The organism is Streptomyces sp. QH1-20 (assembly GCF_041283565.1).
In the GTDB taxonomy this organism is placed as follows: domain Bacteria; phylum Actinomycetota; class Actinomycetes; order Streptomycetales; family Streptomycetaceae; genus Streptomyces; species Streptomyces syringius.
Map to the genome: position 1 here is coordinate 2,604,048 of NZ_CP166299.1, position 13,039 is coordinate 2,617,086.

11 protein-coding genes and 1 tRNA gene are annotated in these 13,039 nt (G+C 72.9%); 7 read left to right on the plus strand and 5 right to left on the minus strand.

The genetic code is table 11. The features are described 5' to 3' along the window. Positions 1-48 precede the first annotated feature (48 nt). Genes AB8O64_RS11715 through AB8O64_RS11730 form a run of 4 tightly spaced genes read left to right on the plus strand, consistent with a single transcriptional unit; the run spans position 49 to position 4,857 of the window. Positions 49-804, plus strand: a complete 756-nt coding sequence (locus AB8O64_RS11715; RefSeq protein WP_370419098.1) for a class I SAM-dependent methyltransferase — start codon at positions 49-51, stop codon at positions 802-804. Further along, positions 801-2,531: an ABC transporter ATP-binding protein gene (locus AB8O64_RS11720; RefSeq protein WP_370419099.1), complete on the plus strand. Its 1,731-nt coding sequence runs from the start codon at positions 801-803 to the stop codon at positions 2,529-2,531. The genes AB8O64_RS11715 and AB8O64_RS11720 overlap by 4 nt, the downstream gene beginning before the upstream one ends. Then, positions 2,528-4,012, plus strand: coding sequence for a phytoene desaturase family protein (locus AB8O64_RS11725; RefSeq protein ID WP_370419100.1), 1,485 nt, complete (start codon positions 2,528-2,530; stop codon positions 4,010-4,012). Before AB8O64_RS11720 ends, AB8O64_RS11725 begins: the two co-directional genes overlap by 4 nt. Next, positions 4,009-4,857, plus strand: coding sequence for a nuclear transport factor 2 family protein (locus AB8O64_RS11730; RefSeq protein ID WP_370419101.1), 849 nt, complete (start codon positions 4,009-4,011; stop codon positions 4,855-4,857). The genes AB8O64_RS11725 and AB8O64_RS11730 overlap by 4 nt, the downstream gene beginning before the upstream one ends. Here the strand turns inward: AB8O64_RS11730 and AB8O64_RS11735 are convergent. Then, entirely contained in the window at positions 4,845-5,684 is an 840-nt protein-coding gene (locus AB8O64_RS11735; protein WP_370419102.1) for a M23 family metallopeptidase, read from the minus strand. The two genes, AB8O64_RS11730 and AB8O64_RS11735, sit on opposite strands and share 13 nt — an antisense overlap. 434 nt (positions 5,685-6,118) lie before the next feature. Continuing rightward, a tRNA-Val gene (locus AB8O64_RS11740) sits at positions 6,119-6,190 on the minus strand. Between the two features lie 170 nt (positions 6,191-6,360). On the opposite strand from AB8O64_RS11740, the gene AB8O64_RS11745 reads away from it, so the two are divergent. From AB8O64_RS11745 to AB8O64_RS11755, 3 genes are all read left to right on the plus strand, one after another. Beyond that, complete coding sequence (locus tag AB8O64_RS11745) at positions 6,361-7,140, plus strand: DUF4097 family beta strand repeat-containing protein (RefSeq protein WP_370419104.1); 780 nt, start codon at positions 6,361-6,363, stop codon at positions 7,138-7,140. Between the two features lie 191 nt (positions 7,141-7,331). Continuing rightward, positions 7,332-8,591 carry a hypothetical protein gene (locus AB8O64_RS11750; RefSeq protein WP_370423847.1) on the plus strand — a complete coding sequence of 420 codons (1,260 nt, stop codon included), beginning with the start codon at positions 7,332-7,334 and terminating at the stop codon, positions 8,589-8,591. Between the two features lie 54 nt (positions 8,592-8,645). Then, positions 8,646-8,864, plus strand: a complete 219-nt coding sequence (locus tag AB8O64_RS11755) for a zinc ribbon domain-containing protein (protein WP_130877583.1) — start codon at positions 8,646-8,648, stop codon at positions 8,862-8,864. A gap of 8 nt (positions 8,865-8,872) precedes the next feature. Here the strand turns inward: AB8O64_RS11755 and AB8O64_RS11760 are convergent, their stop codons facing one another. From AB8O64_RS11760 to AB8O64_RS11770, 3 genes are all read right to left on the minus strand, one after another. Continuing rightward, the gene (locus AB8O64_RS11760) at positions 8,873-9,532 is read right to left on the minus strand and encodes an O-methyltransferase (RefSeq protein WP_370419105.1); all 660 of its coding nucleotides are present in this window, start codon (positions 9,530-9,532) and stop codon (positions 8,873-8,875) included. Positions 9,533-9,637: 105 nt separating this feature from the next. Continuing rightward, a complete protein-coding gene (locus tag AB8O64_RS11765; protein ID WP_370419106.1) occupies positions 9,638-10,456 on the minus strand; it encodes an HAD family hydrolase in 819 nt (272 codons plus the stop codon). After that, complete coding sequence (locus AB8O64_RS11770; protein ID WP_370419107.1) at positions 10,453-13,032, minus strand: phosphoribosyltransferase; 2,580 nt, start codon at positions 13,030-13,032, stop codon at positions 10,453-10,455. Before AB8O64_RS11770 ends, AB8O64_RS11765 begins: the two co-directional genes overlap by 4 nt. Positions 13,033-13,039 lie beyond the last annotated feature (7 nt).

The following is a 13,039-nucleotide window of genomic DNA, read 5'->3' on the forward strand; positions in this document are numbered from 1 at the left end:
CCGGGACCCCTGCCACGGGGGTTCCACGCACACAGAAACGGAGAACCCATGACGATCGCGGACATCGGCTACGGCAAGCAGTTCGAGGGCTGGTACGACCGTGTCTTCCAGGACGACGCCGCCACGCGGGTCGCCGTCGAGGCCCTGGCCGGGTTCCACCCGGACCCGGCCTCGGGCACCTTGGAGTTCGGCGTCGGGACCGGCCGGATCGCGTTGCCGCTGTCGCACCGCGTCGGCCCGGTCACCGGGGTGGACTCCTCGCGGGAGATGCTGGCGGCCCTGGAGAAGAAGGCCGACGAGGGTGAGGTGACCGCCGAGCTCGGCGACATCCGGACCTACCGCGGTGAGCGGAGTTACGGCCTGGTCTACTGCGTCTGCTCCACGCTCGCGCAGATCCTCGACCCCGAGGGGCAGCGGGAGGCCATCGCCCGCGCGGCCGAACTGCTGCGGCCCGGCGGCCGGTTGGTGGTCGAGACGCACAACCGGCCGGGCATCGTCGCCCAGCACGAGGGACAGACGCGCACCACGATATTCGTGCCCTACCCGGAGCCGAACACGGGCATCCAGATGCACGCCACGCTCCTGATGGACAACCGCATCTGGCAGGTGTCCACGGTGTGGTTCGAGGCGGACGGCACCCACCGCATCGGCACCGAGGCCGTGCGCCTGCTCACCCCCGACGAGGTGGACGGCTACGCGCGGGACGCCGGGCTGCGGCCCGAGGGTCACTACAGTGACTGGCAGCGGACCGCGTACGCCCCCGCGGCCGGTCTGTTCGTCGCGTCCTACACCAAGTCCGCATGAATCTCCGGGAGATAGTCCGCCGCCACCAGGTCCTGCTGATCATCGGCGTCGGCATGGGCCTGGTCGGCGCGGCGGCCACGCTCGCCCAGCCCTGGATGCTGGGCCGGCTGATCGAGGCGGTGGCCCTGGACAAGCCGATCGCCTGGACCGTCACGTTCATCGCGCTGTTCTTCGTCGCGGACGCGGCACTGAACGCCGGACACGCCTACGCGATCGGCCGGGCCGGCGAGAACATCGTCTTCGACGCCCGGCGCGTCCTGGGCGGCCGGCTGCTGCGCAGCCAGTTCCCCGCCTTCTCGCGCCTGGAGCACGGTGATGTCTTCGCGCGCACCGTGTCCGACACCTCCATCGCCTGTCTGGTCATCGCGCAGGCGCTGGCGCAGGTGGTCACCTCCGTCTTCATGGTGGCCGGCGGCATCGTGCTGATGGCCCTGCTCGACTGGAAGCTGCTGCTGGCCACGGTCGGCTGTCTCGGGCTGGCCAGCGGCGGTGCGCTGCTGCTGGCCCGCCAGGTGCGCATCGCCGCCCTGAAGAACCGGGAGAACATCGGCGCGTTCGGCTCGGGGCTCCAGCGCGTGCTCGGCGCCATCACCACGGTCAAGGCCTCCCGCGCCGAGGAACGGGAGACCGAGGAGCTGGCGCGGCTGGCCGACCGGGTGCGGCACAGCGGGATCCGGGTCACCGGGTTCAGTTCGCTGCTCACCCCGGCGATGAACGTCGGCACGCAGCTCTCGCTCGCCGTCGTCATCTCCTGGGGCATGGCCCGGGTCGCCACCGGGTCACTGTCGCCCGCCGACCTCACCTCGTTCGTGATGTACCTCTTCTACGTGGTGTCGCCGCTGGTGATGCTGTTCATGGCGATCGGCCAGATCCAGCAGGGCCGCGCCGCCATCCAGCGCGTGACGGAGCTGGGGGCCATTCCGCAGGAGGAAGAGGAGGCGGATCCCGGGGAGCGGCGGGAGCGCGCGGCCGCCTCGGAGTCGGCCCCCGCGGTCCGCTTCGAGGGCGTCGGTTTCTCCTACCAGGAGAACGTCCCGGTGTTGCGGGACGTCTCGTTCAGCCTGCCGCGTCGCGGCCTGACCGCGATCGTCGGTCCCTCCGGCGCCGGGAAGACGACGACGTTCCAGCTCATCGAGCGTTTCCACCGGCCGGACTCCGGCACCATCCATGTCGCGGGCCATGACACCGCCACCCTGAAGCTCGCCGAACTGCGGTCGCTGGTCGGCTACGTCGAGCAGGACGCGCCGCTGCTGCGCGGCACGATCCGCCAGAATCTGACGTATGCGAACCCCGGGGCCGGTGCCGAGGACATCGCCCGCGCGCTGCGGCTCGCGAGCCTTGAGGACTTCGTCGCCGCTCTGCCCGACGGGCTCGACACGGAGCTCGGTGAGCGTGGCGCCGGGCTCTCGGGCGGCCAGCGGCAACGCCTGGCCATCGCCCGCACCTTGCTGCAACGGCCGGAGGTGATCCTGCTGGACGAGGTCACCGCGCACCTGGACAGCGACACCGAGGCCGCGCTGCGCGACACGATGGCGGAAGCCGCCGGCGAATGCGCCGTGCTGGCCATCGCGCACCGACTGTCCACCGTCGTGCAGGCCGACCGCATCATCGTGATGGAGGAGGGGCGCGTGCGGACGATCGGCACCCACCGGGAGCTCATCGCGTCCGACGAGGTCTACCGGCGGCTGGCCACCCAGCAGTTCGCGGCCGAGGACGCGCTCACATGACGCGCGCCGACGTCGCCGTCGTCGGCAGCGGCCCGAACGGTCTGGCCGCCGCCGTCACCATGGCACGCGCCGGGCTGACCGTGCACGTCCACGAGCAGGCCGCCACGGTCGGCGGCGGTCTGCGCGGCGAGGCGCTGTTCGACTCCGAGGTGTGGCACGACATCTGCGCGGCCGTGCACCCGATGGCGGCCGCGTCCGCGTTCTTCCGCGAGTTCGACCTCGCGGCCCGCGGCGTCCGCCTGCTCCAGCCGCCGATCAGCTACGCGCACCCGCTGGACGGTGGCGACGCCGCCTTCGCCTACCGCGACCTGGCACGGACCTGCGCCCGGCTCGGCCCGGACGGCGGGCGCTGGCGCCGGCTGATGGAGCCACTGGTGCGGCACAGCACGGGAGTGACCGACTTCCTGCTGTCCGGGCAGCGGTCCCTGCCGTCCGACCCGGCGGTCCCGCTGCTGCTCGGCCCCCGCGTGCTCGACCACCTCCTGCGGGGCGGCGGACTGCGCACCGAGGGTGCCCGCGCGCTGCTCACCGGCGTCGCGGCGCACGCGGTGGGCCGACTGCCCAGCCTGCCCGCGGGTGCCATCTCGCTGCTGCTCGGGCATCTGGCGCACGCGACCGGCTGGCCCCTGCCGGAGGGCGGCAGCGTCCGCCTGGCCGAGGCGCTGGCCGACGATCTGCTGGCGCACGGCGGTGTGCTGCACACCGGCCACCGGGTCACCGACCTCGCGGAGCTGGACGCCAAGGTGGTCATGCTGGACACCACGCCGCGCGGTCTGCTGGCACTGGCCGGCGACCGCTTGCCACCGCGCTACCGCCGGGCGCTGGAGCGCTTCCGCTACGGGCCGGGCGCGGCGAAGGCCGACTTCCTCGTCAGCGAGCCCATCCCCTGGGCGCATCCCGAAGTGGGCCGGGCCGGGACCGTGCACCTGAGCGGCACCCGCGCCGAGACGCTCGCGGCGGAGAACGCCGCCGCCCGGGGCGAGGCCGCCGAGGAGCCGTTCGTGCTGCTGGTCGACCCGGCCGTGACCGACCCGGGCCGTGCCGTCGGGGGCCGCCGCCCGGTGTGGGCCTACGCGCACGTGCCCAACGGCGACACCCGGGACCCGGTGCCGCTGATCACCCGCCGCATCGAGCGGTACGCGCCCGGTTTCGCCGACACGGTCCTCGCGGCGCGCGGCATCCCGGCGGCCGAGTACGAGCGGTACAACCCGAACTACCCCGGCGGCGACATCGGCGCGGGAGCCATCACGCTCACCCAGTCGCTCCTGCGACCGACGCCCGCCTGGAATCCGTACCGCACCCCCCTGCCCGGGGTGTATCTGTGCTCCGCGTCGACGCCGCCCGGCCCGAGTGTGCACGGCATGTGCGGCCACTTCGCCGCCCGGGCCGCCCTCCGCCGCGAATTCCGTATCGCCACAACGCCGCCCCTGGGGCCCGAGGGCGGTGCCATCCCCATCGAGAACACCAGGAGAGCACCATGAGCAGCACGCACCGCCCCACCGCCGCGGAGGACTTCGCCGGATACCTCCGCGCCTACCACGCCGACGCCTTCGACGGAAAGGACCCGGTCGAGGAGGTCTGGGACCGCTACCACCTGCCCGACGGCACCCACCGGGTCAACGGCCGCGAGTGGGACCGGAAGAAGGTCCTGCACGGCGTCCGCTCCCGGCGCTCCCTCGGCGCGCCCCACGAGCTGTACATCCACGAGGTGACCGTGGAGGGGAACCGGGCCGCCGCCCGGTACACCATCGGCACGCCCATGCTGTGGAAGGTCCAGAGCGCCACCGACACGGCCGTCTTCGCCGAGCTGGCCGAGGACGGGCGGGTGGCCCGTACCGACATCTTCTCCGCCGGCCGTGCCGGCTGGTCGGGCCCGGGCAAGGACGACCCGTTCGACGCCGCCGCCCGCCCCGCGCCGGGCACCACCCCGGCGCCGCCCCCCGCCGCCGGGGCCGAGCCGACCCCGGCCCAGGACCCGGCGCACTACCTGCGGGCCTTCTACGCCGCCGGGTACGACCCGGCGGTCCCGGCCGCCGAGGCCCACGACCGCTTCCACACCCCCGACGCGCTGCACCAGGTCGGCGGGAAGGTGATGCAACGCTCCGGCGTCCTGAAGGCCCTGGAGGAGGGCCGGAAGATGGGCCACACCTACCCGGTGGACGTGCACGAGACGCTGCGCGAGGGCAATCGCTTCGCGGCCCGCTACACCACGAGCCACGACGGGAAGCCGTCGCGGCGCCAAGAGGTCTTCGCCTTCGGCGAGTTCGCCCCCGACGGCCGCGTCCGGCTGGTTCGCTTCGTCCTGCAACCCGGCTACGGCGCGTAAGGGTCCGGCCGGTCGGCCGCTCCGGCCCGGGCGGGGCTGAAGCAGGTGTTGTCGGCGGGCACACCGTCGTGCTCCTGCCCGTCGTCGTCCTGGTACCGCCAGCTGAAGCGCAGGCCGTGGGCGGAGGCGACGTCGGGCCCGTCCATGAGCTGGAAGTGCAGATGGGGCTCCGTGGAGTTCCCCGAGTTACCGCACTCCGCCAGCGGCTGCCCGGCCGTGACCCGGTCACCCACGGCCACCTTCAGCGAGCGGCGCCGCAGGTGCGCGAAGACCGCGTACACCCCGTCGCCGAGTTCGAGGACGAGGTGGTTGCCCAGCAGATGCCGGGGAAACCCGAGGGAGCGCACGAACCCTTCCGCGACCACGTAGAGCACTCCGAACAGCGAGGACCGCGACAGATGGTCCCGCTGCCCGTCCCCGGCGGCCACCACCCGCCCGTCCGCCGGGGCGAGCAGCACCTCCCCGAACGCCGGATACGCCTCGGGCCGCCGCGCCACCGGCCAGAACCACACGGGCTCCGGCGCCGGCCGACGGGCCAGATCGATGGCGTAGGTCTGCGCGAGATTGTGCGTATGGCTGGGCACCTTGGTGGCGGGCCCGTTGCGCGCCATCCACCGACCGCTCACAGGCACCTCCAGCGCCAGCGGCGGGGCCTCGTCACGTGGTGGCCGCTGCGCGAGGGTCATCGCCCGGCGCATCAGCAGACCTACGACGACCAGGCCGAGCCCGGTGAACCATAACGGCCCGACGCCCTGGGCGTTGACGACGATGCACACGGTGCCCGCGGCCACGACGAGGCCGTAGCGCTTCCAGACGTTCTGCAACATGGGGGCCTTTCATAAGGCGAACCAGCAGAGGGGGCTCAGCCTCGCAGATGGGGGCGGGGCGGAGGTGGCCCCGGATCAAGAAAATGGCCCCGGAGGCCGCCGGAGCCGCCCCAGGCCGGCTCACCCCACAGGGCATCCGCCACCAGCGACGCCGGGCCTTCCGCATTGCTGTAGGCAATGGAGACGTGGGGAGCGAACCCGCCCTCGGCCTCCGGCGCGGCGGCCCAGGTACAAGGAGGGCGCCCTGCTGGTGGGCACGGTCCACGGCGACCAGGTCACGAAGAACATCTGCCAGTGCCAGGGCTGCCGGAAGCGGCGCGCTTCTCGCCGCTCGCCCGGCCAGCCGACGAGGTTCCAAGTGGGCGATCATGAAAAAGCCCCCGGTCCGGATGGACCGAGGGCCTGAAACAGGTTCTCACCTGCTATTTCATCTGTGGGCACAGACGGATTTGAACCGCCGACATCTGCTTTGTAAGAGCAGCGCTCTACCGCTGAGCTATGCGCCCCGAACGAGGTGACAGCCTACATGGCCCGGCCCGTATCCCCGCAAACCCCGGTCGGGGTGGGGATAACCCCACCCCGAAGCAGGGAGTGGGCTACATGCCGCCCACCGGCCGCCGGTATCTAGAGTCGGGGAGCACCCCGAAGTCCCGATGCCGAACCCACGGAGTCCCACGTGCTTCCCCGCTCTCGTCGCCGCGCCGCCGTCCGTCTGTCCCTCGTCGTCGGTACGGTGCTGGCCGCCGGGGTCACGATGACCGGGTGCGGCGGGGCCCATGCCGAGGACGCGGAGCCGGAGCGGCGGACGTTCTCGCTGGAGGGGCAGGAGCTGACCGTGGACGCGGACAACTCCGAGCTCGAGCTGGTGACCGTCGACGCGAAGATCAAGGACCTCAAGGTCACCCGGTGGTTCGACGGGTGGACCGTGGGCGGGGAGTCGAAGGCGACCTGGGCGATGGAGGACGGCACGCTCAAGCTGCGGGAGCACTGCGACGGGCTGATGAACAACTGCGCGTCGAAGCACCGCATCGAGGTGCCGCGCGGGGTGAAGGTCACCGTGCGGGACGACAACGGCAAGGTGCGGGCGCGCGGCTTCGAGACCGACCTCAAGGTCCACACCGACAACGGGAAGATCGACATCGCGGACTCCAAGGGGAACCTCGACCTCAAGTCCTCGAACGGCGACGTCGTCGCCGCCCGCGTCGCTCCCCAGCAGGTGAAGGCGGTCTCCTCCAACGGCGCGGTGCGCCTCGCGCTGACCCGCGTCCCCGACCGGGTGGAGGTCTCCAGCGACAACGGCGCGACGAAGGTCGAGCTGCCCCGCACCACGTACGACGTCATCGCGGAGAGCCAGAACGGCAAGGTCGATGTCGATGTCCCCCGCGACAGCGCCAGCCACCGCAAGGTGACCGCGCGCACCCAGAACGGCGAAGTCACGGTGCGATCCGCGAACTAACCGGCCCGTGTGTTCGTCCTTAACGGGTGGGAGAATGGCATCCGGGCCTGGGGCGATCCATCGGGAGAGGGCAAGTGACGGCGACCTTCGCGCAGTCCGTACGACCGGCACGTCGCCGTTTCAGCGCTGTGGCGGCCGTCGCCCGGGAGACGGTGGCGCTCGCGCTGCTGCCGCTCCCGCTGCTGGTAGCCATGGCGCCCGCCGCCTTCGCCGGCGGGGGCACCCGCCGCTGGGGCTGGGGCCGCGGCGAGGAGCAGCGGGCGGACGCGCAGGCGGCCAAGGACGCGGCCGCCGCGGCGTTCTACGAGCTGGACACCGCGCAGCGCGATCTGCGGATCTCCATCGAGACGATCACCGCGGTCGACTCCTCCCCCGCCGCCCGCAAGGCGGCGGGCGACTTCGCCGACCTCGGGCAGCGCATCGACCAGGTCTCCCACGCCTACATCACCGCCGTCGACGCGCACGACCTGGACCGCGAGGGCCTCGACGGCGCGGCCGCCGCCCGCGCGCGGGGCGATCTGACCCGGGCCAAGGACGAGCTGGACCGGGTCAAGGCCGAGCTGGAGCGGTTCGGGCAGAGCCTCGGGCCGCTGCTGGGCACGGCGGAGACACAGCTGGCACGGCTCGCGCCGGCCGTCGAGCGGGCCCGGCAGGGGCTGCTCGCCGCCAGTAACGCGCTGGACGCCGTCCGGGCCTCCGGGATCAAGGCCGACGACCTGGCCGCGCGGCTCGCCGCGCTCTCCCCCGAGCTGACCAAGCTCAACCAGGGCGCCGGGCAGCACGGCGTGCAGGAGACCATCCAGCGCGCGGACCGGGTGCTGCGGGAGGCCGAGGCCATCCGCGGCGAGGCCGACCACCTGCCGCAGAAGGCCGCGGACCTCGACAAACGGCTCGTCTCGCTGCGTACGCGCGCACAGGCGATCACCACGCGCGCCGCAGGCGTCGCCCCCGTCCTCAGCGAGCTGCGCCGCCGCTACAGCGCCGCCTGCTGGCAGGACCTCCAGCAGGTGCCGGAGGAGGCCGAGCGCGCCGTCCGGCAGGCGGAGGAGAAGCTGGCCGAGGCGCGGACCGCGCGCGACGAGCAGCGCTGGCCGGACGCCACGGCGAGACTCGCGACCGTACGGGCCCTGCTGAACACCACCGAGGAGGCCGTCTCGGCGGCGGGCGAGCGGCTGCGCCGGCTGGACGAGGTGTCGTTCGACCACCAGAAGGAGGTCGACCGGACCCGCTTCGCGATCCGCGACGCGCAGCGGCTCGCGATGGCCGGCCGCAGCACCCCGGACCCGCGGCACGCCCGCCCCCTGGACGACGCGGTGGCCCGGCTGGACCGGGCGGTCGCGGGCCTGGAGGGCCGCCACCCCGACTGGTGGCACTTCCTCACCGAGACCGAGGCGGTACGGGTCTCCGTCGCCCGTGTGGTCCAGGAGATCCGCGAGGAGCGCGGCCGCTGAGGCGCCGTGGCCATCGGCCGCCGCCCCGGCCCACCGGCTCGTTATGCTGCCCGCATGCCTCGCTACGAATACCGCTGCAAAGCCTGTGGTGACACCTTCGAACTCAACCGGCCCATGGCCGAGTCCGGCGCCCCCGCGAGCTGCCCCGAAGGGCACACGGACACCGTGAAGCTGCTGTCCACCGTCGCCGTGACCGGCGGCGCCGCGCCGTCCGCTCCGCCGTCGGGCGGCGGCGGAGGCGGCGGTTGCTGTGGAGGGGGCTGCTGCGGCTGAGACCGGCGTCAGTCCACCCGGCGCGCCAGGGTCAGCCCGTCCGCGACGGTGAGCATGACCGACTCCATCCGCGCGTCGGCCGCCGCGTGCTCGTTGAACGCGTCGACCGACGCGGCCATGCTCCCGGCGGCCGGGGCGACGACCTCGCCGGCGAAGAGGACGTTGTCGACCACGACGAGACCGCCGGGGCGCAGCCGCGGCACGATCTCCTCCCAGTAGTCGATGTAGCCGTCCTTGTTCGCGTCGATGAACGCGAGATCGATGTGCGGCTCGGCGGGCATCGCGCGCAGGGAGTCCAGGGCGGGCGCGATCCGCAGCTCGATCCGGTCGTCCACCCCGGCCTTGGCCCACGCCTCCCGCGCGTACGCCGTCCACTCCTCCGAGATGTCCAGGGTGATCAGCGTGCCGTCGGCGGGCAGCGCCCGGGCCATGGACAGCGCCGACAGACCGGTGAAGGTGCCGACCTCCACGATGTGCCGGGCCCGGGTGAGCCGTACGAGGAAGGCCAGCAGCGGGCCCTGTTCCTCGGCGATCTGCTTGACGGCCTCACCGGGCAGTGCGGTGTGGGTGATGTCGACCAGGGCGCGCTGCGACGCGTCGAGCGCGGGATTGTGAGCGAGTACGTACGTGTAGAGCTCGGGGGTGAGCGGTGGCCTCTTGATCTCCATCGGACGATCTCCTCGGCTTGCCGGTAGAAGAAAGTACGCATCAGCGGGGCACCGGCCGGACGCACCGGCCGAGCCCCTTCGCGAGCCTAGCCGCAGCCCGCTCCCCTACGGGCGGAATCCCGGGCCGACCACCGCGCCGAACGCCCGGAGGATCTCCTCGCCCGCCGCCACGCCCTTCGTCTCCAGCGCGGTGACGTGCGGCGCGGTCCAGCCGGCATCCGCCAGCTCGCCGTGGCCGGGCCGCCAGCCGCGGTCGGCGACCAGCAAGAGGTCGGCGTCGAGCAGCGAGTCACCGGCGGCGAGCACCTCAACTGCACCCGTCCGGCGTGCGACCTCGGCGACGGCGGCGCTCTTGGTCAGCGGCTTCGGCACGGCGTAGAGCTTGCGGCCCTGGAGGGAGACGGACCAGCCGCGCTCCTCGGCCCACACGGAGAGCTCCTTGACCCACTCGTCGGGCAGCAGCGGCCGGTCCACGACGAGGTAGGCGAAGAGGTCCTCGGCGGTGCGCTCCTTGAGCAGCCACGCCGGGTCGGCGGTCCGCACCAGATGCGCGCGGACCTCGTCGAGCGTCGCGCACTCGTCGGCGAGCCGCCGCTCCACCCCCGCCCGCCAGTCCCGGTCGGACTCGCCCCGGACGAGCAGCTCCCCGCCGTTGGCGCAGATCGCGAACTCGGGCACGGGCCCGGGCAGCCGGATCCGCCCGTACTGCTCGCGCGTGCGGGTGGTGGTGGGCACGAACGTGGCCGTGCGGGCGAGTTCGTCCAGCAGGATGGCCGCGGTCTCCGTCAGATACGACAACGGCTTGTGCTGGTACGTCTCGACGCACAGCAGGCGCGGCGCCTGCGCGTCCGGCATGCCGAGGGCGAGGGCCGCGGCGGAGTAGATCAGGGTCCGGTCGAGGTCGCTGGCGACGAGAACAGTCACTTGGCCGCCACCGCCTTGCCGTCCGCACCGGTCGCGCCCCGGGTGTAGCGGGGGTGTATCAGGCCGACGCAGCTGTAGGGCAGGCCGTCGACCTCCTCCACCGGCACCCCGCGCTGCGCGGCCAGCAGCCGCACGTGGTCGAGGTCCGCGCCGACGCCGCGCTGGGCGAGGATCTTCCACGGGACGCGGCGCAGCAGGACGCGCGTGGTCTCGCCGACGCCGGGCTTGACGAGGTTGATGTCGTGGATGCCGTAGGCCTCGCTGATCCGCTCGACGGCCGCCCAGCCCTCCCAGGTGGGCGTGCGGTCGGTGGCGGCGAGCTCCTTGACGTCGGCGGTGACGTCCTCACCGACCTCGTCGAAGCGGGCGGAGACGGTGTCGAGGAAGGCTCCCGACACATCGGTGCCGGCCAGCTCGCGGTAGAACTTGGCGCCGTGGAAGTCGTGCGGGCCGACGAGGTCGGCGCGCAGGACGGTCCGGGATATCAGCCCCGAGACGGTGGAGTTGAGGCACGCGGACGGGATGAGGAAGTCGTCGCGGGTGCCGTAGGTCTCGACGCAGTGGCCGGGGTCGGCGAGCACGGCGATCCGGGGGTCGAAGCCCTCGAACTCCTCAAGGGCGTCGGCCAGTTCGCGGGTGATCGCGCCCTTGCCGGTCCAGCCGTCGACGAAGACGACATCGGCCGGGTCGTGGTGGGCGGCGAGCCAGCGCAGGGCCGTGGTGTCGATGCCGCGCCCCCGGACGATGGAGACGGCGTAGTGCGGCAGATCGAGGCCGTGCGCGTGCCGCGCCCAGCGACGCATCAGCACACCCACGGGCGTACCGGCGCGGGCCAGCGAGACCAGCACCGGGCGGGGCGACCGCTCGGCGAGCACGGTCTCGGTGACCACGCCGACCGCCCGTGCCATCCGGGACGCGGAGGCGTCGAGTGCGGAGTGGAAGAGCGCCTGGTAGTCCGCGCTCGGCTGGTACTCGACGGGCAGGGACTCCGCGTAGTGCGCGCCGCCGCTCTGGATCGCCTCCTCGCGCTCCTCGGTGGGCGCTTCGAGCGATACGCCGGACAGGTCCTGGAGGAGCCAGCCGACCTCGTCGGGGGCGTACGAGGAGAACGCGGGGCCGCGGAGGGGCTCGGGCATGGACGACACCTGTCGGTGGGCGGGATCGTAAGAGGGCACAACAGCCAACAGAACACTCGGAATGAATTCCGACAGCGCGTCCAACAACCCACCGGGAGCGGCGAGTTCAGAAGAATCACCAACGGAGTCGACAACAACCACGACGGCGTCGAAGCCAGCACCGGCGACGTTGTAGGCGTACCGCTCGCCGGGGCCGTCGGCGGGGTTGTCGTGCGCGGGGAAACGGATGCGGGTGCGGATCGCGTAGCCGGGGTCGTCGACGGCGAGGACGGGTGAGCGGGTGGTGGTGGAGTAGCTCACGGAGATGTCGGACGACATGCGCTCAAGGGAGTCGGCGAGCCGCAGGGGTGCGTACATCAACTCCTCGTTACCCAGGACAAGCACCCGCGAGGCATCCGACGGCAGGGCCCGGGCAATCCGGCCGGCCATCGCGGGCAGCGCCGCCTCCAACAGCTCCCGATGGACGGGCGTGAAGCCGTGCCGACCGCCGTCGGGCAACCCGTCGGGCCAGCCGAGATCGACACGCACGGGGGCGGCCGGAGAACGACGGGAGGCGGCGGGGTCGGAGGGGTGGGGGTCCGGGGCGCTGACGTGTATTTGCGGGCCCGATGTGGGGGCGCCATCGCGCTCGGGGGTGCCGGGCCCGTAAATATACGGCCCCGGACCCCCACCCCGGAGGCCGCGTCGCCGCTCCTCGCTCGCCTCGGCCTCCGAAGAAGCCGCAGCCGCCTCGTGCTCCGCAACCAGCTCCTGTCCCCGCGCCAGCACGCCCTCCGGCAGCCGCACCGTCCCCGAGGCATGGGCCACGAGATCCACCCGCGCCCCCAGCCCCGCCGCGAACGACGCCAGACCGGCCCGGTCCTCGTCCGACCGCATGTCGACCAGGGCCACGACCACGTACCGCTCGCGGGGGAAGCGCGCGTGCAGGGCGGCGATGGTGTTCAGGACCGTGCGGCCCGTGGAGAACTCGTCGTCCACCAGGACCAGCGGGCCGTCGCCCGACAGCAACTCCGGGTCCTCCGGCAGCAGCAGGTGCGAGGTCGCGTGGCTGTGCTCCTCCTCGAAGCCACCGACGGGCGCGACGCCCGGCACGGGACGCCGGGTGGAGTGCAGATACGGGGCGAGCCCGATGCCGTCCGCCACGGAGTGGCCCAGCCCGGTGGCGGTCTCGGCGTAACCCAGCACGACCGCCCGCGCGGCAGCCGCGTCGCCCAGCAGCTCCCGCACCCGTCGGCCGAGAGCGAGCCCGGGCCCGTACACGGCCCGGGGACTCGTGGGGACGTGCTTGCCCAGCACGTTGGAGACGAGCAGATGCGCCCGCTTGGGGTTGCGCCGCAGCGCGAGCCCCAGCAGTTCCGGCAGTGCGGCGTCACCTTCCAGCCCGACCCCGAGCCGGTCCGCGACCCACTGCCCCGACCACACCACGCCGTCGTTCCCCATACCGTCC